Below are 25,085 nucleotides of genomic sequence, written 5' to 3' on the forward strand. Positions count from 1 at the left end.
TAATTTTTTAATGATGTCATCGAAATACTGGAAAATACTTTTAATCCTTCATTTCTAAAACCTATTCCCTAACTTAGAATTTGACGTTTAAGCCAAGTGTAATAACACTGGTAGCAGGAGTAATACCATTGTTTACCGCCGTTCCTGATGTTTCAGGGTCAACTCCATTGTATTTGCTACGATATGTTGACCAAATGAACGGTTGTTGAATACTTGAGAACAAACGTAATGATTCCATTCCCATTTTCTTGGCAACTTGTGGTGTGAAAGTATATCCAAAATTAATGTTACGCAATTTGATGAAAGTACCGTCAAAATACATAATTGCAGTGTTATTTACTGGGAACTCTTGGTCTTTGTTTGGTTGTGGGAACTCATTAGTAGGATTGTTTGGAGTCCAGTAATCAACTTTAATTTGTTGATAACGACCCGCCAAAGCATTATTGTTTTGATGGAAACCACTCACAATCATTTGTCCGAATCTTCCAAAGAAGAAGAATGATAAGTCAAACCCTTTATAAGTAAATCTGTTAGTGATACCTGCACTAAAATCAGGAATATCTGAACCTAAAAGTACACGGTCGTCAGCATTAATTTTACCATCGCCATTAGTATCTTGAACTTTAATTTGTCCAACTCTACTACCATAAGATTTAGCTAAATCTGCTTCGTTTGTTTGCCAAATACCTGCTTTTTTGTAATCAAAGAATGCTGATAAAGGTTGTCCAATAAACCATTTGTTACCTAAGTCATCCTTTGCACCGTTATAAAGTGAAATGATAGCTTCTGTATTTTTAGAGAAGGTAAAATCAGTAGTCCATTTGAAACCACTTGCAGTATTAGCATTTACAGTAGTTATTCCTAATTCAATACCTCTGTTACGAGTTTCACCAACGTTACGAGTTACAGCACTAAAGCCAATAGAACCTGGTAATTGGTCAGATAATAATAAGTCTGTTGTATTAGTTTCATATAATTCTAATGAACCTTGAATACGTCCTTTCAAGAAACTGAAATCTACACCAATATTTTTTGTTGCTGATGATTCCCATTTTAAGTCAGGATTACCAATTGTACTTGGACGGTATCCGTAAGCTGCCGCTGAGTTCCAAGCATAAATAGTACGACCTAACAAACCTTGAGTTTGATATGGTGATACCCCTTGGTTACCTACTGAACCATAACTTGCTCTAAGTTTTAATAAGTCAATACCAGTCATTCCTTTCATGAAAGGCTCATTACTAATATTCCAACCGAATGCAATACCTGGGAAGTTACCGTATTTGGTGTTTTCTCCAAAACGAGAAGAACCGTCTCTACGTAGTGTTAAAGTGAATAAGTATTTGTCGTTATAGTCATAATTAACACGTGCCATATAAGAGTTGATTGTCCATTGAGATAAGATTGAACCAACACCTAAAACAGAACTTGCATTACCAACACTATAGAATTGTTGACTTTCTGCAGGAATACCCTGTACAGAGATGTTACTTCCTTCAAAATTGTCTTTTTGGATTGAATGAAGAGCAGTAACAGCAAGGTTATGTACTTTATTATACGTTTTATTATAACTAAGAATGTTTTCTAAAGTCCAGTTGAATCCATACTGACTTGTAGTTGATGCTTGAGGGTCTCCACCTTTACGAGCATTCGTTTGAGCTCCAATAAAACGTCCATTACGTTGAATTGTAAAGTCTGGACCAAAGTTTACACGGTATTTTAAGCCATCTAAAATTTTAACTTCTGCATATAAACTATTGAAAATACGGTATTTTTTAGCTTCATCAACTTGAGCTCCAGGAACAATTTCCGCTAATGGGTTAGTTAAAAGGGCATCGTTTGTTGGAGCGAAAATGATATTTCCAGCATCGTCATACGCTTTTCCTAATGGGTTTTGTTGAATCGTGAATGAATACGGGTTCAAGTTTTCACCATTTCTAAGGCTATACATCAAGTAAGTAGAAACCCCAACTTTCAAAGATTTATTGATGTTATGGTCAATATTTACTCTTAACGAAGTTCTTGTAAAATCTAAACCTTCTGAAATACCTTTATCTTGGAAGTAGTTACCCGAGATATAAAACTGTGTTTTATCATTTCCTCCTTGAACACCCAATGAATGGTTTTGTTGGAAACCTTGACGAAGAATCATTGATTGATAGTCAGTAGTACGTCCTTTAGCGATACCGTCTAATTCAACTGCTTCAAATAGTTTTGAGTCAGCATAAGCATCAATTTGTCCTGATGGAACAGGGTTCCCGTTAATATCCTTATATAAACTACCACTAACAACACCACGACGAGATTCACGGATGAATTCTGCAAATTCAGCTCCAGAGAATAATTTAATTTTATCGAGTGCATTTGTCACACCGACATAATTGTCATAACTAACAGTTGTTTTACCTTTTTCAGCACCTCTTTTAGTTGAGATAAGTACAACACCATTGGCACCTCTTGCTCCATAAATAGCTGTTGATGTAGCATCCTTTAGAATTTCCATTGATGCAACATCATTAGGGTTTAAATCTTCATAGCCAGCAGACAATGGAATACCATCAACTACATAAAGCGGGTCATTACCTGCATTGAATGAACGACGACCACGAATTAAAATCTTTGGAACTGTACCGGGTTTACTACCTGATTGCGATACGTCAACTCCAGCAACACGACCTTGCATCGCTTGACCAAGGTTGGTAATTGGCATTTCAGCAATTTGTTTTGATGAAACTTGTGAAATCGCACCTGTCAACTGACTTTTTTTCTGAGTACCATAACCAACCACAACTACTTCACCTAATGATTGAACATCAGAAGCTAACTTTAAGTCGATTACAGTTTTTGTTCCAACTTCAACTTCCTGACCAACAAAACCAACTGCTGAAAATGTTAAAATTGCTTTGTTTGATACCGCAATTTTGTAATTCCCACTCGCATCAGAGGTTGTACCCTTATTGGTACCTTTAATAGCGACACTTACTCCTGGTATTCCTTGACCATCTTCCGAAGAAGTGATTCTACCAGTTACAGATTGTTGACTGTAACCCGTTAGTGTAATAATCGATAGCATTAGGCAGATTGCCCAACCGATATTACCCCGAAATTTTTGTAAAGATTTCATACTCATATTAATTGGATTAAGTTGAATTGGTAAAATTGGATTAATTGATAAAATTTAAGTGGTACTGATTGTTTTTGTAATTTTTTCCCAGAGGTCGTCAATTTCTTGATGTGATAATTGATTGATATGAAGAGTTGGATTTAATATTTTATGTCGAGCCATTTCGATGTCATGTACTTTTTCAGGATGTTTTTTTAGAAAAGACTCCCAAAAAAAGGAATATATTAAGTTGTTTGGCGATTGAATCCATTCTGAGAAATAAGCGTCCTGTGCAAAGTCTTCCGAACCATATTTTTCATATTTTTGAAAATCTAATGCCACCTTGTTTTTTTTGTGATTTTTTGAGTTTATTTTGGATTATAATGTTAAAAGTCTTGCTCGTTTTCTTTCTACTCAAATAATTGAAAGATTTTTTATATTTTATCGTAAAATAATGATGTATTGTAGATAAAAAAAGCCCGATTGTCTCCAATCGGGCTTTTTAATGCAGTTTATATTTTTTTAAGCAAATGCTAATTTGTCTTGCGAAATATGTTCTTTTAAAATCTTTAATGCTCCAAATATCAAGTTATATACCGACTGCGGATTGATATTCATCGCATTTGAAATTTGGTCTGTATCCATATCTTGAAAAAATTTCAACGATACTGCTTCTCTTTGTCTTTTGGTTAAATATCTGAATGACTCACTAAGATTATCTGACAAAAGCTTTTCTTCTTCAAAAGCTACCAAACGATGTTCATGCGAGCCAATAAAATCAGGATTTTCAAGATAATAAGCTTCATGATGTTGAGTATGACGCTGTTGAGTTTCCAAATGTCTCACCAACTTACGTTTTATTGAAGCCATTAAGTAGAAACGTACAGAAGTAGTTTCACCTAAATTTTGATGATTTTTCCAAAGCTCAACAAACAAATCGTGCAAGCAATCTTTAATTAATTCACGGTCTGGAGTGATGCTCGTGCTATAGTTATAAAGAAGGTTCACATAGTTTTGATAAATCTGTGTAAAGGCTGCGTGATTCCCTCCTCTGAAGTCATTCCACATTTTAATATCATCACTATTTTTTGGGCTAATCAACATAATCTTGTTATGGTTATAAAGTAATATATAAACTTCAATAATTGATATTTGTCATAAAGATATACCAAAAAAATATCACTATTCAAGGGTTTTATTGAATATTTTTCCGTAAACGTTTACGGAAACGTTTACAGTTCAAAAAAATAAAAATACGGGTAAGTACAGATAGGTGAAAAATTAATATTTTAGAAGTCAGTAAATTTTTAAGATGGCTTGCTTTTAAGGGTTTTGTGACAAAAATCTTTTACTACTTATGGTCGCTTTGGTTTCGTTGAGTAATTCTTCTCATTCGTCACAAGCTTTCGTTGAAATCAGGATAATCCGATTGGATATTACTTTTTTACCTTTTACTTTTAAAGAATTATTCATCACTACCAAAAATCAAATACCAATGAAAAAACTGTTTATTGCATTACTCAATTTTTTACTGTTGAGTCCCATTATTCATGCACAAACCCAAACCTTCCCTCGAAATGGGGTACAAGATGAAAGACTTGACTTGTACGCTTTCACCAACGCAACAATCATTACAGATGTAAATACCACGCTTGAAGGCGCAACACTTATTATTAGAGGTTCAATAATTGAGGCTGTCGGTAAGGGAATTGCTATTCCAAGCGGTGCAACTGTGGTTGACTTAAAAGGTAAACGAATTTATCCTGCCTTCGTAGAAGCATATTCAAATTATGGTGTTCCTGAATTGAAGCGTGAAGGAACAGGTGGATTTAGAGGAGAACCTCAAATGGAATCTAAAAAGAAAGGAGCTTACAATTGGAATCAGGCTGTTTTACCAGAAACTGATGCTGCCAGTTTATTTACTGTAAATACTCCTGCGGCAGAGGAACTTCGTAAAATTGGTTTTGGTGCAACTATTAGTCACGTACAAGATGGAATCGTGCGTGGAACTTCTGCTTTAGTTGCTCTTATTGATGGTCGTGACCAAGAAGCTTTAATCAAAAGTAAGGTTTCAGCTCATTATTCCTTATCAAAAGGAACTTCAACGCAAGACTATCCAAATTCTTTGATGGGTTCGGTTGCTTTGTTACGCCAGACTTATTACGATGCTGATTGGTTTAAGAAAGCAAAAACAAAAACTGAATTTAATATTTCTTTAGATGCTTTTAATAGCAATCAAGGAATTCCGCAAGTTTTTGAAACGACCGATAAATTAGGTGTTTTACGTGCCAATAAAATCGGAAAAGAATTTGGTATTCAATATATCATTAAAGGAATGGGGGATGAATACCAACGTCTTGATGAAGTGAAGGCAATCGGTGCATCTTTAATTTTACCATTAAATTTCCCGACAACGCCTGACGTGGAAGACCCACATGATGCAAGTGTTGTTTCATTAGCTGAAATGAAGCATTGGGAAATGGCACCAGCCAATGCAGGAATTTTGTCTAAAGCAGGAATCAATTTTGCTTTGACGAGTTCAAACCTAAAATCAAGAGCAGATTTCTTAGCGAATCTTCGTAAAGCAATAGAAAATGGTTTAGACGAAAAAACGGCTTTAGCTGCTTTGACTTCAACGCCCGCAACGATGATGAAAGTTGAGAATTTAGTTGGCTCTCTGAAAACGGGAATGTTAGCGAACTTCTTAATTACTTCGGATAACTTATTCAAAGACGGAAACGTGATTTACGAAAACTGGGTAAAAGGAAGACGTTACGTTTTGTCAAATATGAACGTAAATGATATTCGTGGTAATTATGATTTGTCAGTTGGTAATAATTCAAAATTGAAATTGAATATTACTGGAAAAGCTGATAAACCAGAATATCAAATTGTAGTGACAGATTCAGTAAAGGTTACGCCAAAAGTAACTCGCATCAATGATTTCTTAACAATCCTTTTTAAACTTGATGCTAAGAAGGAAAAAGCTGATTCGAGAATTAGTGCATATTATGATGGAAAGAATATCAAAGGAGAAGGCATTGATGCTGATGGAAAACCTTTTACATTATTAGCAACTTTTAAAGAAGCTGTAAAAGAAACTCCTGCAAAACTTGATACCGCAAAAAAAGCGAAAATTGAAATCGGAAAAATTCTTTATCCTTTCAATGGATACGGTAGCGAAGAGAAACCAAAAGCAGAAACTATTTTAGTGAAAAATGCAACGGTTTGGACGAATGAGTCGGTAGGAGTTATTCAGAATACTGACGTTTTAATTTCAAACGGTAAAATTGCTCAAGTAGGTAAAAACTTGCCAAGTACAGGAGCAAAAGTTATTGATGGAACGGGAAAACATTTAACAAACGGAATTTTTGATGAACACTCGCACATTGCACTTTTTGCGGTTAACGAAGGAACGCAGTCGGTTTCGGCGGAGGTGAGAATGGAAGACGTTGTCAATTCAGAAGATGTAAATATTTATCGTCAGTTAGCAGGTGGTGTAACGTCTTCTCAATTATTGCATGGTTCAGCCAATAGTATCGGTGGACAATCGGCAGTGATTAAATTGAAATGGGGTGAAGCTCCAGATGCGTTGAAAATTCAGAACATGGAAGGCTTCATTAAATTTGCTTTAGGTGAAAACGTAAAACAAGCCAACTGGGGCGACCGTGCAAGAGTTCGTTTTCCACAAACTCGTATGGGCGTTGAGCAAGTAATGATGGATGCTTTCTTGAGAGCAAAGGAATATGAAAAAGCCATGAAAAATACAACGGGTCTTCCTGTTAAACGTGATTTAGAATTAGATGCTTTAGTTGAGATTTTGAATAAAAAACGTTTTATCACTTGTCACTCTTACGTACAGTCTGAAATTAATATGTTATTGAAAGTAGCTGATTCGGTTGGTTTCAAAGTAAATACATTTACACACATTTTAGAAGGCTATAAAGTAGCCGATAAAATGAAAGCACACGGAGCAAACGGTTCAACATTCTCTGATTGGTGGGCATATAAAATGGAAGTAAAAGAAGCGATTCCTTTCAATGCAGCCTTGATGACAAAAGTAGGGGTGAACACTTCAATCAATTCTGATGATGCAGAAATGGCTCGCCGTCTAAATCAAGAGGCTGCCAAAACGGTTATGTACGGAGGAATGACTGAAGAAGAAGCTTGGAAAATGGTAACGTTGAACCCTGCCAAAATGATGCACTTGGATAATCGTTTGGGAAGTATTAAAGTTGGCAAAGATGCAGACGTTGTACTTTGGAATAATAATCCATTGTCGGTTTATGCAAAACCAGAGAAAGTTGTTATTGACGGTGCAGTCTATTTTGACATTGAAAAAGACAAAGTTTTACGTGCCAATATTGCCACAGAACGTAGCCGTATTATTCAAAAAATGTTAGCTTCAAAAGCAGGAGGAGCCGCAACTGTAAAACCAGAAGCGAAGAAACCAAGACAAATGTACTGTAATTCAGAAGGTGATATTTTTGCGGAAGAAACTCATACTGAGCATAACGATTAAATGATGGTAGAGGCGAATAGCATTCGCCTTTGGTTTAGATTCTTTGGGCGAATTCTATTCGCTCCTACAAAATTATCCAACAGAAAAATGAAAAACTTAAAATACATATATATAGCTGTATTCGTATTTATCTCGAATACTATTTTTGCCCAAAACCAAGCGGCAGGTAGTCCACAAACAAAAGCCATTGCTTTGGTGGGTGCTACCATTCATACTGCTACGGGACAAGTTATTGAAAATGGCGTTATTGTCTTTAATAAAGGAATAATCACAGCAATTGGGGGTGTTGGTACGGCTTATGATAAAGTCAATACTGAAACGATTGATGTGGCAGGAAAAAGGATTTATCCCGGATTAATTTCACCCGTGAATAGTTTAGGTTTAGTAGAAATTGAAGCCGTTCGTGCTACCAATGATTTAAGCGAAATCGGAGGGATTAATCCTCACGTAAGGTCTTTGATTGCTTACAATACAGATTCAGAATTGATTCCGACCGTAAGAAGTAATGGAATTTTAATTACTCAGCCAACGCCACAAGGGGAAATTATTGGCGGAATGTCGTCGGTAATGCAAATGGATGGTTGGAACTGGGAAGATGCCGTTTTGAAAAAAGATGATGGTATTCACTTAAATTGGATTGGTTATTTCAAGCGTGAATTTGATTTTGCCACAGGTACTGCCAGCACCAAAAGAAATGATAAACGTGATGATATGGTGCGTGAATTAGACAAAACTTTCAATGATGCCATTGCTTATGCACAAGTGAAAAATCCTGCAACAATTAATGTAAAATTGGAAGCAATGAAAGGGCTTTTTGATGGTACTAAAAACCTTTATATTAGTGCTGATTATGGTAAAGAAATCATTGAAGCAGTGCAATTTGCGAAGTCGAAGGGAGTAAAGAACATTGTAATTATTGGAGCAGAAGAAGCTCTTTTAGCCGCAGATTTCTTAAAGGAAAATAACGTTTCTGTTATTGTAAGTTCAACGCATCGTTTGCCAAATAATGCCGATGATGATACTGACATCGCTTATAAATTGCCATATTTACTGTCTCAAAAAGGTATTTTAGTGGGTTTGGCTTATGTAGGTTTAAACTGGAGAACTCGTAATTTACCATTTTTAGCAGGTACAGTAGCAGGTCACGGAATGAGCAAAGAACAAGCATTACAATTGATTACTGCTAATAATGCTAAAATTTTAGGCATAGATAAAATGGTGGGTACACTTGAAATTGGCAAACACGCAACACTAATTGTGTCAGCGGGAGATGCCTTAGATATGCGTACAGCTAAAATTGAACAGGCATTTATCCAAGGTCGTAAAGTAGATTTGGACGATAAACAAAAAAGATTGTATCGTAAATATTCGGAGAAATACGGAACGAAATAATAATTGATTGGTACATATTAAGTAAAAAAAGCCAACTTTTTGATGTGAAATATCATTAAAAAGTTGGCTTTTTCTATTAAATAACTTTCAAAGAGTAGCATTTTAGGATTACTCAACTTTTCAATAACTTCTATAATTCCTTCTATATTCTCTTTACAATTGCCAAGTATGGGGCTTGTGGTATGATATTTGAAACAATCATCTAAACCAATAAAAGTATTCCTTTTTCTTTATTCTTTAAATGATGTTGTATAAAACAATAGGATAAAAAGAAGAATATTGAGCCTTTTTGAATATAGTTTATTGGTTCGGCACGTAATTTGTACCATAAAATGGTATATAAAAGTTCTTTATATATTTAATCTTTTCCGCTAAAAGGATTATGTATTCAAATTGAGATGACTGACTGTCCAAGACAATTGGACTTTTTATAGAATCCTCATGAAATCATATCTCGGCAAAGATTTAACTGGTGTCGGCGTGATTTTATGAGGATTTATTTTTTTACGCACACCAATATTTAACCATTGATTTATATCCCAACAGCCCAAGTAATTAAACATTTATAAGTTCGGTACTTAATATTATTAATCTCCGAAACAAATTTTCTAAGTAGAATTTATTATTTGAAATTTTCAAAGCCTTTCGGGGCTTAGTTATATCCTATTGTCTTTTTTCGACGATTCTATCATATTTTTAAAATTAAATTACAATGAGTAAAACAACTACCGCCATAGTTGATTCTCGTGGGAAAATTGCATTACGTTTTTTATCCTACAATGAATTAGATACCAACACACAAACACAAGACACCGTATTGAGGAGTCTTGAATTTGTGTGTTTTTTTTATTTTTTGCCTTGGTATTATTTATTACAATCCTTACAAAGAACACAACTGTTTGACATTGTACAGAGCTTTAATAGCCTATTGAGAGGTCAAAAACATCGCCTCAGAAGCTGTATAAGAGTTCTATTTCAGCTACACCTTACAGGTTTTAGTACAGGTTAGGAATATTTTCTTTGTTTTAATTCTGCGAAACCATTGTCAGGATGTAAGTGTCTGATAATGAGATTTTTAAATAGTATTTGTATTAAAATTTAATAATTGAGCTATGAGAAAGACTCTTTTACTCATTTTTGCCACCGTTCTGACCATCATTCAAGCATTTCCGAATAGTTCGGATAATGGTCAAACTCCTGTGCCTAAGCAAGGATGGCAAAACGAACAAATTCAGCGAGTTGTACAAGCACAGAGTAGTTTGTGTTCTGTACAAACATCACAAACCAGTCAGCACAGTAGTGGAGCTACCAACAGACAAACTACGGTTTTGTTTGCCATGGGAGTTTTACTGTTGATGGTTTTAGGACGATTAAAGTATCGTTCATTTTCAATTGGCATTCGTCGGGCATCATTATTAACGATGATGATGGCTGCTGGACTTGGTAGTATTAGCGTTTATGGTCAAGCAAGTTATAATGCAAGTTTGACTTGCGTTGCCAGTACGCATAATGCACAGGCTTTGACCAAAGCTACTACCAATTATACAAATCTAACTGCACAAAATTATGCAGGTACACAAGCTACGGGTACAGTCATTACCGAGTCTTGGAAAGTAAAAGCCGATGCCAATGGGCAGTTGGGCTTTTTTCATGGAATACAAACTTTGGCAGGTTTTTTTAGTGGACAAACTTGCTTAGATAATACTTCAAACTCTCGTCAATTTGCTTTGTATTCTTATACAGGTAATGTTTGTTCAGGAACAGCAATTGCTCCAACAACAACCAACGGTGGAGTTGCACATGGAGGTAGTGAATCAAACTCTCTCAATCCCGAATGGTTGACCCTTACACCTAATGGAGATTATGTCGTAATCGTAAAAACCACCGTAGGTTCAAGTTGTTCAGACCTTAATGCAACCTATGGAGGGTATTATGGGAATGTAGTTCCAATTTCACCTTGTAAATGTGGGGATAATCTTAATTGTGGACTAAATACTTATACAACTGAATCAAGTGCCTTTTCAGCTTATGATGCACAATCAGCTACAAAATTTGATGTTAGAAGCTATGATTTAAGTCATTCTATAACTCATTCCTATCCATTTTGTGTTGATTATACGACTGGTGCTACTGAGACTCGTATAGGTGTAAGACAATTGGTTGAATTTACAAGTACTTGTAATACAGGTTTTGCAAGAACGTATGCACTTACGCCTAAATCGGATTGTAATTTACCAGTCACTAATTTAGGTGCTAATATAACTGGCGGTACAAGAGGATTTAATTATTACACTGTTTCTCCTAATACGGCTTATAGAGCATGTGCAACTGTTACAACAAATCCTTGTTCTAATCTTTCTGCTGGTGAATCAGCTCCAGAATATCTTACATCAACTTTTTATGTTTATAATGCAACGCCTCCACCTGCATCATTCACATTTAATTGTGGTACTGCTTCGACAACAGGAACTTTTGCTGCAAGTGGTACAGGTGGGCAAACAGGAACACTTACAGTTCCCATCACTGGTGCAACTGCTGGGTCAGCGGTATTTAATGTAAGCGGAACTGGTTTTACAGGTACATTAGCCGTAAACTTAACTGCTGGACAAACATCAGTTGTTATTCCAATTACTTTTGATGGTAGTGGCTCGTTTGGAAGTAGAACTTTAACGATAACAGCTTCAGTTGGAAATGCAACTGGTTCTTGTACTAAAAGTGTTTTTGTAACGGGTGTTCCAACAGGTACTCCGGGATGTGTAACAACCAACCTTACTGCATGGTTTAAAGCTAATGATTTGTCAGGTGCTGATGGAAGTGCTGTTTCATCTTGGTCGAACGGAGCATTAAATGGCTATGATATTACGCAAGGTAATGCTTCTTATCAGCCTAAACTCTATAATACTGATGCTACAAAATTGATAAACTTCAACCCTGTATTAGAATTTGATGGTTCTAATGACTATTTGCGTAACCTTACGCCATTGATGTCAAGTACAACACCATATACTTTCTTGGGTGTCAATACCGACGAAGCGGCAGATTTAGGTTATCGAGCATTTTTCAGTTCAGAACAGTACGTTGACCATTTTATTCTTTATAAACAAAATGGTGCAACAGCTGATAACGGTTGGACTCCTTATGCTATCGGTGGTGTACCTGATAGAGGAACTTTTGGGAAGGGAACAAAATACTCAATAGATGGAGGTTCAAATGGCTACTGGAATGGTACAAACTTTACGAGCGATGCTTCTGTAAAAGTTGTTCAACCTTCTATCGTAGGTATGAGTGGCGATAATGTCTTGGGAGCTGCCAGTCATCCAAATTTCTTTACATGGGCAGATGGCTATAAGGGTAATCCCGGTAACTGGTCGCCAACGGGTGAAGGCTCTGCTCTGTATCAAAGTTATTTATTCAAATCTTTTGCTATTGGTGCTGATATGTCAAGTGCTGATGCAGCTTTTGAATTTTGGAAAGGACGTATTCCTGAAATTGTAGCTTATAGCCGTCAATTGACCGATGCCGAAATGGCAAAGGTGAATACCTATTTTGCTATAAAATATGGTACAACCTTAGGACAAGGAAATGGTAGTGTTGCTAAAAACGGAAATAATTATAATTATGTAAAAGGTGATGGTGCCATAATTTGGGATGCCACCGCTAATACTACTTATAAATTCGATATTTTTGGTATTGGTAGAGATGATTGCCAAGGTTTAGACCAAAAGCAATCAAAATCAGTAAATGTTGGCTTTACGCCGATTATTTCTACGACAGGTTTTGCCGCTACTAATACTGCTAATGCTACCAACTTTACGGCTGATAAATCTTTTGAAGTATCAGGCTCAGACGGTACTGCAAGTGTTTTCGGAACACCATTTGTTTTCGGAACTATGAATAACCGTATCACTCGTGTCTGGAAAATCCAAGAAACGGGTACCGTCGGAACGGTCAAAGTTGCTATTGAAAAATCGAATATTCCTGGTAATGCTACTCAGGTTAATTTACTTCGTAGTACAGATGCTACTTTTGATGGTTCGGATACAAAAGTAGCCATGACACTTGAAACAATTGGTTCTGAAGAATATTATACAGCAACCATAGATTTTAATAACAATGACTACTATACATTTGGAGCTTATTTAGTAACGCCAGGTTGCGTAGCTGCAAACCTAACAGCTTGGTATAAAGCTGATGCAGGGGTGACAGGTACAACTGCTGTAACGAAATGGGCAGATAATATAAACGGATATGATGTAATTCAAGCAACTACTGGGCAAACTCCTGCTTTCGATGCAGGTGCTTCGGCAATCATGAACTATAATCCTTACCTTGTCTTTGATGGTTCAAACGACCATTTAGAATACAAAGCAGGACGTTTTATGAGTACCACAAGCCCAGGTACATTGTTTGGTGCTGGTACAAATAAAATTGATGGTGGATATGAAAATTTAGCTGTGTTAGGAATTGATAACCCACACATGGGTACACTTACTGACCAGCAAATTATGTGGATGAATGGTTCTGCTCCAGTAAGAATAGACCACCCGACATTAATTCAGAAAGACCTTCCAACGGTTTTTGATTATTTCTGGAATTCTGGAGCTAATGCAGGTAGTGGTTTAAGACAAAACGGTAACGAATTTTATGATGCTACAACCGATGCCACACTTGTTGGTAATGGTGGTGGTACTGATGGTATGTTTACAATTGGTGGTTGGGAAGCCGTTGAGGTTTGGAATGGTAATATCTCAGAGGTTGTTCTTTACGATAGAAACCTGACACCAACTGAAAAAGACAAAGTTGATACCTATTTAGCAGTGAAATACGGCTCGACACTCTCGCACAATTATTTAATGGGCGATGGTACTACAATTTACGACGTGTCAGCTTACGGTTCTCATGTTTTTGGTATTGGTCGTGACGATTGTCAAGGTTTAAATCAAAAACAATCAACTTCAACTGCTGATAGCTATGTAAAAGTAAGTTTAGGTGCTTTAGCAACTACCAATGCTGGTAATACAAATACCTTTGCCAATGACAAAAACTTTGAGATTATCGGTGATAACAACTTAACAAAAGAATATGCAGTAGCCTATGCACCTACTACATTTACACCAGCAGGTTCGTTCTTCCGTATGAACCGTATCTGGAAAGTAGATGAAACAGGTACAGTAGGGTCGGTACGTATAACAGTACCGTCAGGAGCTGATAGATTATTAGTAAGTAGCTCAGCAACGTTTGGAGCTGGTACTCAAGAACTATTATTAACAGCAGACGGTAATGGTGGATTCTATGCCAATGTTGATTTTGCAGATGGTGCTTTCTTTACATTTGGTAAAGCATTGACAGCTCCAGGTTGTGTTACGACAGGCTTGAATCTTTGGATTAAAGCAGATGCAGCGGGTATTACAAATGGTACAGATGCTATCATTGATAATTCTCCAGTTGGTCAAGATATTCCAAAAATTGGTACAACGAATTTATTACAAGCAGCAGATGCTGCTCACAACTATAATCCTTTCTTATCAGGATTTAGCTCGACCAACTTCTTCAAAAATATGAATAGCCCAATGGCTCCACAAGGTGCATTCCAAGCATCTGAGGTAACTATGATTGCGGCTGTTCGTCCAAGTAGTGCAGGTACAGGTCGTATCGTTGGTATTGACAATGACGATAATTATAGTAGTGAACCCGATTTGAGTATCAATGCAGGTAAGCCAGCTTATTACCGTTATTGGATTTCGACACAAAATATTATTCATCCAACAACAGCGGCTACTGGTCAAACTTCAATCTTCTCGGCTCGTACATTAAGTACAACCGCAACCGTTGGTTTGAATGGTAATTTCAATAATCAAACAATTACTGCTGGTGGTGGTCTTTGGGGAGATATTCTTACACTCGGATACGGTACTTGGGCAAATGCAGGAGCTTTCCCTGGGGATATTCAAGAGGTAATTTGGTATAAATCTTCATTGAGTGATACAGAGGTTCAGAAAATCAACTCATACTTAGCCATCAAATATGGTTCTACGTTGGCTCAGAATTATTTGAGTGGTGCGGGTACACAAGTATTTGCTGCAAACGGTGGTACTTCTACTGATTTTGATGCTAACGTATTTGGTATCGGTCGTGATGATTGTCAAGGATTAAATCAAAAACAATCAGTAAGTACATCAAGTAGTGTTCTTACAGTTGGTATTGATAATCAGATAGCGGCAAGCAATGCTGCTCATACAGGAGATTTTGCTACAAATGCAACGTTCTTGATGTTTGGGGACAATAATTTAACAGGTACTTCGGCATTCCCAACAGGACCAAGTGCTTGTCCTCCTCCTCCAAGCAATGACAAACGTCTTACAAGAGTATGGAAAGTAACAGAAACTGGAACGGTTGAATCATCTAAGATTCGTTTTGATGCTTCAGGTTTTGGATTTAATACTGATATGCCTGTTTATATGTTAGTTTCTTCAGCTTCATCAATGGCTACTTATAGCTCAATCCCGATGACAAGTGCAGGTGGAACAACATTTGAAGTGAATTATGATTTTGCAGCGAATGCTAATACTTATATCACATTCTCTGGTAATACTACACCAATTACAAACCTTTGTACGGGTGGTAGTAAAGAATTAAACTGGCTTTCATTCTTACCATTTGATTGGTGGCAATGGGGAACTCGTTCAAAAACATATAATTTAGGTAATGGACAATCTGCAAAAGTTACCGTTACTGACCCTAATAATGTGATTTTGTACAAGGCTACAGCTCCATTCCCTTGGTATCCTGTAAACTATGGTAACTATTTGTATATCCCACGTTATGATGACCAACCAACGTCGATGATTACTACAAAAATCGCTTTGGTAAATACAGCAGACGGTGTAACTAAACAACCTGCTCAAACAGTAGATTTCAAATTGAAAGATATTGACGGATGGGTTTGGGGTAAAGACGTAGTGAATGTTTATGGTAAATTGAACGGTGCGAATATTTATCCAAAAATTACTTTAAATAAATGGACTAATATTTCATTGTCAGGTACAAATCCAATAACAATGACAGGCTCAATTTGGCCTTGGGATTGGACAACTCTTGGAGATGCGTATGTAAACTTTGATTCTCCAATTGATGAAATTTATATAGAATATACCAAGAATAACACGCTCTTCCCAACATGGAAGAAATTTAACGACCTTGCTATCGGGCATATTAATATACAGTGTGGAATACCAGTTCCAGCAGTTATTACACCTGATAACGTGTATTTGTACAAAGAAGCATCGCCTAAAACAGTGCGTCAGGGTGAACCATTTACTTATAAGTTTACTTTACAAAACTTAAATTGTGATGCCAAAACAATTAATCTAACCGATGCACTTCCTGCGGGACTTACTTGGAAAGATAGCACATTGGCAACCTCTTTAGTAATTGGTACAACCAATTCTTATGGTAATACTACTAATTTGAATTTGCAAAATATTACTGTGCCTGCTGGTACTTCATACTTATACATTGATGCCATTGCAGCCAATGCTGGTACATTAAATAACCAAGCATCGTTTGTAGTAAATGGTAACACATATCAGTCTGATGAACCAAATACGGCTGGAGCAGCCAATCCAACGCCTGTAACAGTTTTAGCAGCTACAAAAGCTAATATGACCATTACGAAGGCAGTGGATAAAGCACAAGTTCAAGAAAGTGGTGTTGTTAAATACACATTTACATTGAGCAACAACGAAAGCACAGACATGACGGTATTCTTTGACGATAACCTCGACAAAGATGCAACCTATATTTCTGGTTCGTTGAGTTCACTTTCAGCAAGTTTGACAACTCCTCAAACAAGCACGTATGCAGGAGCAAATAGTATTACGATTCGTGATTTGACAATCCCTGCTAATGGCTCATTAACATTTACGATTGACGCAGATGCTAATGCTACTGCCGTAGGTGATACCATTAAGAATATTGCAAAAATGACGGTAGATGCTTCTGAATTAGGAACTTATCTACAAACTACCTTCATATCGAATCAAGTAAATACCAGAGTAAACGGTGATTCGGATGGTGATGGAGTAGCAGATAGTGCTGACTTAGATGATGATAATGATGGTATTTTGGATAGTGTGGAAACGGCTTGTGGAAGTACAAATACTGTATATGCTATGGATGCTACACAGACAAGTTACACAGGGTTTGGTACAGATGGAGGATATTTTGATATTAAATATGTACTTCAAAGTGGTACGGCTGTTCCATCTTTAGGTAACTCATTTAATGTACGAGTTAATTATACTGACTTCACTAATAACTTTGGAACTGATAATAAATGGGAAGGTGCAACAGGATTAACAACCTATGCAGGTATTAAACCAAATGTTACAACCTTATACACAGGATTGCCTTCAACAAATACTACTACTGAAAATGCAACAGGAAGTAGTTTTGATATTGCATTTAATGGTTTAATTACTTCAAATGCTATCCAAAAATTAGGAACATTTAGTATTAGTATTGATGCTGTTCCAAGTCCAGCAGGATATCAACTTGTTAGTCAGTCAATTAATATTTTCTCTGACCAAAATGCGGCAAGTAGTACTAACTGGTTGAGTGGATTTTATGCAAGACCTCAGGTACAGACAGCGTTAAATTCAGTAAACGCTTCAACTACTGTACCGTTTACGGCAAGTCATGGGCAAACATATATTTATGATTATACTGCCTTTTCAAGTACAGCTCCTACTGGAGTTTCAAATGCCACAAGAGGTTTGATTGCATTAAATGCAGGAACAATCACTTACATAGCATTATGTGACGCAGACAATGATGGAATTGTAAACAGCCTTGACCTTGATTCAGACGGTGATGGTATTCCTGACAACATCGAAGCTCAAACTACCGCAGGTTATATTGCCCCAGGTACAGCAGTAGATGCACAAGGACGCTTAACAGCTTATGGTACAGGTCTTACGCCTGTTAATACTGACGGTACAGATAACCCAGATTATACAGATACTGATTCTGATAATTCAGGAGGAAATGATACTGCCGAAGCTGGTCTTACCCTTGCAGGTGCAGATAGCGATGGCGATGGTTTAGATAATGCAGTTGATACAAACGATAATGCTTTTGGACCAGTAAATGCAGGAATTACAAATCCAGCAACAACTTATCCGAACAATAATGCTTCACCAGAAGTCAATTATCGTGATAACACAGCATCGTTTATATTCAATTGTAGCTCGCCAACATTCTCAGGTTCATTTGTAGCGAATGGTACAGCAGGACAATCAGGTACAGTTACGATTGCTTTGATAAATGCAACAGCAGGTGTAGCAACGTTCAATGTAACTGGTACAGGTTTCACGGGTACTTTAAGCACTACGCTAACAGCCAACCAAGCCTCAGTAGTAATCCCAATTACTTATGATGGAACAGGGGTAGCAGGTAGCCGTGTATTAACGATTACTTCGCCACAAGGTTCAAGTTCGTGTACGCCAAGTGCAACAGTAACGGCTCCAATAGCTTCGTTTGTGTTTAATTGTGTAGGCTCAACGGTTTCGGGTACGTTTGTTAATAGTGGAACACCACAAAATGGTTCAATCACAATTGGCTTAACAGGTACAACACTTGGTAGTGCAACGTTTACGGTTACAGGTACAGACTTTACAGGAACTTTAACGACATCACTTACAGCAGGGCAAACATCTGTAACCATTCCTATCACTTATGATGGAAGTGGTGCAGCAGGTAGCCAAATACTTACAGTTACATCTGCACAAGGTACAGGCGTATGTCTTAACACTGTGACAGTATCAGCTTCTGATATGGATAGTGATGGACTGACTGATGCTGAAGAAGCAGTATTAGGTACAAATCCTAATAAAGCAGATACAGATGGTGACGGAATCAATGACCTAAAAGAAGTAGGAGCTGACCATATTTATACAGCAGGCGTTGATACAAATCCATTAGATGCAGATACTGACGACGATGGATTGAGTGATGGTGCAGAAACTGGCGTGGATGGTGTTTATACTGTTGGTACTGATACCAACCCACTAAGTGTTGATACTGACGGTGATGGAATCCAAGATGGTACAGAAAAAGGTATCACTACTCCAGTAGCTGACCCAGACGGTGCAGGTCCTTTGCTTGGTACTAATACCGCAACTTTTGTAGCAGATGTTGACCCAGCAACTACTACTAATCCATTAAGTGTAGATACTGATGGAGATGGTTTAGCTGATGGTATTGAAGATGCTAATAAAAATGGTAAACAAGATAATGAAACCGTTGGAGGTACAGGTACATCACCATTAGTAGGTTATGAAACTGACGCTACCGACCCAGATTCAGATTCTGATGGATTGAGTGATGGTAATGAAGTATTAGTTAGACTTACTAATCCGATGGATACTGATACTGACGATGGTGGTACAAATGATAAACAAGAAACCATTGACGGTACTAATCCAAGAGCTGGTTTTGGTGCAGACGATTTAGATGGTGACTCAGACGGTGATGGTATTGGTGGTAGAGCCGAACTTTTATTAGGCACAGACCCACAAAATGCCGATACAGATAATGATGGAATTAGCGACGGTGCAGAAGTTGGAGCAGATGGTGTTTATACCGTAGGTACTGACACTAACCCACTCGATAAAGATACTGACGATGACGGATTGAGTGATGGTGATGAGAAAAACGGTACAGGACCTTTGGCAGCTTATGGAGCAACTAATCCGCTCAATGGTGACACTGACGGTGATGGTATCAAAGACGGAACAGAAGCAGGTGTTACGGCTAAAATTAATGGAGGTATTTCTTCGCCAGGTGGTAAAGTTTATACAGGTACATTGATTACAAGTCCAAATTTTGTGATTGATACAGACCCAACTACCAAAACAGACCCGACTAAAACAGATAGTGATAACGATGGTATTGCTGATGGATTGGAAGATGTCAATAAAAATGGTAAGCAAGATTTACCAGTAATTGGCGGAACAGGTACAAGTGGTAGTGGTGAAACCAGTGCAACAAATCCAGATTCGGATGCCGATGGTTTGAAAGATGGTGACGAGAAAAATGGAACTGGTACAAACGCTGGTAAAATCTCGAATCCTATGGATACTGATACTGATGATGGTGGTACAGAAGATGGACAAGAAATCACAGATGGTACAAACCCGAGCTTAGGCAACGGAAGCGATGACTATGCAGGTGACCCAGATAATGATGGTTTGACAACCGCTGAGGAAATTGCTTTAGGAACTAATCCACAAGTAGCAGATACAGACGGTGACGGAATCAAAGACGGTGCCGAAGTAGGTGCAGACGGAGTTTACAATGCAGGAACTGATACCAATCCAAAAGATGCAGATACTGATGATGATGGATTGAGTGACGGCGTTGAGAAAAATGGAACAGGTCCTTTAGCAACTATCGGAGTAACCAATCCATTGAATAAAGATACAGATGGTGATGGTATTCAAGATGGTACTGAATTAGGAATAACCACTCCAATTGCAGGTGGTACTTCTGGTACAGCAACTTTCACAGGTACTGACCCATTAGTATTCGTACCTGATGCAGACGCAACAACCAAGACAAATCCAAAAGTTACGGATTCTGATTTAGATGGAATTGCCGATGGTGTAGAAGATGCTAATAAAAACGGTAAACAAGATAATCCAGTTATTGGAACATCTACAACCGTAGGAAGTGGTGAAACCGACGCAACAAATCCAGATTCAGACGGGGATACTTTATTAGACGGTGCTGAATTATCAGGAAATGGTGTTGGAAAAATCACGAATCCAATGGATAAAGATTCTGACAATGGAGGTACTAATGATAATAAAGAATTATTAGATGGTACGAATCCTTCTGTTGGAAATGGAGCTGATGACTTCGACGCTGATAATGACGGCGATGGATTAACAAATGCAGAAGAAGGATTATTGGGAACAAATCCAAATGTAGCAGATACAGATGGCGACGGACTTAGTGACTTTGCAGAAGTCGGAGCAGATAAAATTTACAATCCATTAACTGATACCAATCCAAAAGATGCTGATACTGATGATGATGGATTGAGTGATGGAACAGAGAAAAACGCAACAGGACCTTTGACAGCTTACGGAGCAACTAATCCTTTGGCAGCAGATACTGATGGTGATGGTATCAAAGACGGTATCGAAGCAGGTTTAACTGCTGGCATAGCTGACCCAGACGGAGCAGGCCCATTATTAGGCACAACAGGTTTTGTAGCTGATGCAGACCCATTAACTAAAACAAATCCAACATTACCAGATACTGATGGTGATGGATTGAGTGATGGTGTAGAAGATGTTAACAAAAACGGTATGCAAGATGCTCCAGTTATTGGTAACTCTACAACAGTAGGTTCAGGTGAAACGAATCCAAATAATAACGATTCAGATGCTGATGGTTTGACAGATGGTTTTGAAGTAAATACATCACTCTCAAATCCAATGGATACAGACTCAGATAATGGTGGTATTTTGGATAAATATGAATCTGACAATGCTATGAATCCAAACTCTGCCACTGATGATAAAGACTCAGACGGAGACGGAGTACCTGATGCAGTAGATACAGATGATGATAACGACGGTGTTTTAGATACAGTAGAAGGTACAATTGATACAGACGGCGACGGTATTCCAAATAATAGAGATTTGGATTCTGACAACGACGGAATCAATGATGTACGTGAAGCTAACGGAACAGATGCCAATAATGATGGTATTATGGACGGAACGCCTTCTGCAACTGGTGTTGTTGGGGCAGGTTTAACGCCTCCAGATACTGACGGAGATGGTGTTAAGGACTTCTTAGATTTAGATTCTGACAATGATGCTCTTAGTGATTTGGCAGAAAGTGGTTATCCAACTGTTGATGCCAATAACAATGGTGTAGCTGATGGACCAGATACAGACTTAGACGGTATTGTTGACTCAGTAGATGCAAAAGTAGAATTTGGAGACTTAAATGACCCAGCTCCGAAAAATACTGACGGAACAGACCAACCTGATTACCGTGATGTTGATAGCAACAACGATGGCAAATTTGATATTGTTGATGCAGGAAAAGGTAGCTTAGACGGAAATGCAGACGGAAAAGTAGATGCTCCACTTGACCCAGATGGCGATGGTATCGCTAACAACGGTGGATTGGATACTTTACCACTTGGTTTCGGAGGTTTACCTGCTCCAGATTCTGATGGTGATGGTATCGCTAACTATTTGGATAATGATGATGATAATGACGGTATCTTGGATACAGTTGAAGGAACAGCAGATACAGATGGTGATGGCGTACCAAACAACTTAGATTTAGATTCTGACAACGACGGAATTAATGATATTCGTGAAGCAAATGGCGTTGATTTAGATAATAACGGTTTAGCAGACGGAACGCCAAACGCAACAGGTGAAATTATTGCAGGTGGTCTTACTCCTCCTGATTCTGACGGAGACGGAGTGAAGGATATGTTTGACTTAGATACCGATAATGACGGTATTGGTGACTTAGTTGAAGGTGGAAGCAATGGCACTGACTTAGATAATGATGGTGTAGTTGATGGTCCAGATTCAGACGGAGACGGTATCATGAATAGTGTTGATGGAAAAGTAGGTACAGGTGACTTAAATGACTCACTTCCGAAAAATACTGATGGCACTGACCAACCAGATTTCCGTGATACTGACAGCAATAACGACGGTAAATTCGATATTGTAACCATTGGTAAAGGTGGATTGGATGTTAACCTTGATGGTAGAATTGATAATCCAACAGACCCAGACGGTGACGGTATTGCTAACAACAGTGGTTGTGATACAAAACCAACAACTTTCGGTGGTATTGTAGCACTTGATAGCGACGGTGACGGTATTCCAAATGCAGTTGATACTGATGATGATAACGATGGTATCCTTGATACTGTTGAAGGATTTGCAGATACAGACGGTGACGGAACGCCAAACAATAACGACTTAGATTCTGATAATGATGGAATCAACGATGTTCGTGAAGCCAACGGTATTGACGTAAATAATGATGGTATTGCTGATGGAATACCAAATGCACAAGGTGCCCCAGTGGTTGGTGGTCTTACTCCTCCAGATACTGACGGTGATGGTGTGAAAGATTATTTAGATTTAGATTCTGACAATGATGCTCTTAGTGATTTACTTGAAAGTGGTGTAACAACTGCAATTGATGCAAATAATGATGGAGTAGTTGATGGCCCAGATGATGACGGTGACGGTATTATGAACACAGTGGACTTTAAGGCTTCTTTTGGAGACCAAAACGACCCACTTCCTGTCAATACCGACGGAACAGATAATCCTGATTACCGTGATTTAGACAGTAATAACGACTCACAAGGTGATATTCTGAAAACGAATTATGCAGCATTGGATATTAACGGTGACGGTAGAATAGATGCTCCAGTTGACCCAGACGGTGACGGTATCGCTAATAATGGTGGTTTAGATTTCAAACCAGCAGCCTTTGGAGGTTTAGCTTCCCCTGATACAGATGGAGACGGTATTCCTGATAATGTTGATATTGATGATGATAACGACGGTGTTTTAGATACAGTAGAAGGTACAATTGATACAGACGGCGACGGTATTCCAAACAATAGAGATTTGGATTCTGACAACGACGGAATCAATGATGTACGTGAAGCTAACGGAGTAGATACCAACAATGATGGTATTGCTGATGGAACACCAAATGCACAAGGTTCTCCAGCAGGTGGAGCTCTTACTCCTCCTGATACAGATGGAGATGGTGTGAAAGATATGTTTGATTTGGATTCTGATAATGACGCTCAAAGTGATTTAGTTGAAGGTGGTAGCAATGCTATCGATGCTGATAAAGACGGTGTTGCAGAAGGTCCAGATGCAGATGGAGACGGTATTGTTGACTCAGTAGATGCAAAAGTAGGATTTGGAGACTTAAATGACCCAGCTCCGAAAAATACTGACGGAACAGACCAACCAGATTATCGTGATGTTGATAGCAATAATGATGGAACAAAAGACATCATAGATGCAGGTAAAGGTGCATTAGACCTAAATGGCGATGGTAAAATTGATAGCCCACTTGACCCTGACGGAGACGGTATCGCTAACAATGGAGGTTTAGATGATAAACCAAGTGTATTTGGTGGCTTAGGAATTACTTCAAGCTCTGTGAAAATTACCTCTAAGGTGTTCTTACAAGGTGCAGGTACATTGGTTAATGCTCCATTTACTGCTAACGTGGACGGTATGATGCGTACTGATTTGACAAGTGTATTACCAACTACTGAACCTTACACAGGTTTAGGATACACAGGAGTAACTGTGAAAGCAGGTTCGCCAGTGTTTACAGGTACAGGTAATGATGCAATTGTGGACTGGATTTTAGTTGAATTACGTTCGGCTACTTTATCAACAACAATTGTTGCTCGTCAAGCAGGTTTATTACAAAAAGATGGAGACATCGTTGATATTGATGGAGTATCTCCGCTTACGATAAATGTTCCAAATGGTAATTATTTTGTGTCGATTCGTCATAGAAATCACTTAGGAGTAATGGCAATGAATGCAATGCCATTGAATATAATTCCTACAACTATTGATTTCACAACTAATACGCTTGCAGTATATGGTACGAATTCACAAGCAATTATTGGAGGTAAAAATTATCTATGGGCTGGAAATGCGAATGTTAATAGTAATGTGATTGCTCAAGGAAGTAATAGTGATAGAAGTGCTGTGACAAATGCAGTTACTAATAACGGAGGAAATACAGCAGGTGTGAATACATTTATCTTAAATGGATACCTTCCTACTGACGTGAATATGGACGGTAAAACAATTGCAAAAGGTACTAATGCTGATAATACAATTATCTTAAATATCATCTTAGGTTACCTTAGTAATACAGCTGGTACAAACGTATTTATTATCACACAACAACTTCCTTAATGTATATTCTGGGTGCATAGCTTCGTGTTATGTACCCAGTTATTTCAAT

Annotated in this window: 7 protein-coding genes; 4 read left to right on the forward strand and 3 right to left on the reverse strand. The window is 37.9% G+C overall.

Annotated features, from left to right (window positions below):
• Positions 1 to 73: 73 nt before the first annotated feature.
• The 3 genes from LV89_RS10435 to LV89_RS10445 all read right to left on the reverse strand — a co-directional run bounded on the left by LV89_RS10435 (position 74) and on the right by LV89_RS10445 (position 4,207).
• Positions 74 to 3,073, reverse strand: a complete 3,000-nt coding sequence (locus LV89_RS10435) for a SusC/RagA family TonB-linked outer membrane protein (RefSeq protein WP_109742885.1) — start codon at positions 3,071 to 3,073, stop codon at positions 74 to 76.
• A gap of 105 nt (positions 3,074 to 3,178) precedes the next feature.
• Positions 3,179 to 3,445 (reverse strand): hypothetical protein, encoded by a 267-nt coding sequence (locus LV89_RS10440; protein ID WP_109742837.1) that lies wholly within the window; start codon positions 3,443 to 3,445, stop codon positions 3,179 to 3,181.
• 180 nt (positions 3,446 to 3,625) lie between these two features.
• On the reverse strand, positions 3,626 to 4,207 hold the full coding sequence (locus LV89_RS10445) for an RNA polymerase sigma factor (RefSeq protein WP_109742838.1): 582 nt from the start codon (positions 4,205 to 4,207) through the stop codon (positions 3,626 to 3,628).
• 391 nt (positions 4,208 to 4,598) lie between these two features.
• Between LV89_RS10445 and LV89_RS10450 the strand changes: the two genes are divergently transcribed.
• The 4 genes from LV89_RS10450 (at position 4,599) to LV89_RS10460 (ending at position 25,036) form a co-directional block, all read left to right on the forward strand.
• Positions 4,599 to 7,625: an amidohydrolase family protein gene (locus LV89_RS10450; RefSeq protein ID WP_109742886.1), complete on the forward strand. Its 3,027-nt coding sequence runs from the start codon at positions 4,599 to 4,601 to the stop codon at positions 7,623 to 7,625.
• Between the two features lie 87 nt (positions 7,626 to 7,712).
• A complete protein-coding gene (locus LV89_RS10455; protein ID WP_109742887.1) occupies positions 7,713 to 9,017 on the forward strand; it encodes an amidohydrolase family protein in 1,305 nt (434 codons plus the stop codon).
• Between the two features lie 712 nt (positions 9,018 to 9,729).
• A complete protein-coding gene (locus LV89_RS24905; protein ID WP_146199135.1) occupies positions 9,730 to 10,026 on the forward strand; it encodes a hypothetical protein in 297 nt (98 codons plus the stop codon).
• Positions 10,027 to 12,541: 2,515 nt separating this feature from the next.
• A complete protein-coding gene (locus tag LV89_RS10460; RefSeq protein ID WP_510185565.1) occupies positions 12,542 to 25,036 on the forward strand; it encodes a DUF8202 domain-containing protein in 12,495 nt (4,164 codons plus the stop codon).
• Positions 25,037 to 25,085 lie beyond the last annotated feature (49 nt).

The organism is Arcicella aurantiaca, from assembly GCF_003148625.1.
Taxonomy (GTDB): Bacteria; Bacteroidota; Bacteroidia; order Cytophagales; family Spirosomataceae; genus Arcicella; species Arcicella aurantiaca.

What these genes read in the sequence shown, in the direction of transcription:
- LV89_RS10435 (WP_109742885.1), bottom strand. Translation starts at nt 3,073, where the DNA reads ATGCTATCGATTATTACACTAACGGGTTACAGTCAACAATCTGTAACT.
- LV89_RS10445 (WP_109742838.1), bottom strand. Translation starts at nt 4,207, where the DNA reads ATGTTGATTAGCCCAAAAAATAGTGATGATATTAAAATGTGGAATGAC.
- LV89_RS10450 (WP_109742886.1), top strand. Translation starts at nt 4,599, where the DNA reads ATGAAAAAACTGTTTATTGCATTACTCAATTTTTTACTGTTGAGTCCC.
- LV89_RS10455 (WP_109742887.1), top strand. Translation starts at nt 7,713, where the DNA reads ATGAAAAACTTAAAATACATATATATAGCTGTATTCGTATTTATCTCG.
- LV89_RS24905 (WP_146199135.1), top strand. Translation starts at nt 9,730, where the DNA reads ATGAGTAAAACAACTACCGCCATAGTTGATTCTCGTGGGAAAATTGCA.
- LV89_RS10460 (WP_510185565.1), top strand. Translation starts at nt 12,542, where the DNA reads ATGGCAAAGGTGAATACCTATTTTGCTATAAAATATGGTACAACCTTA.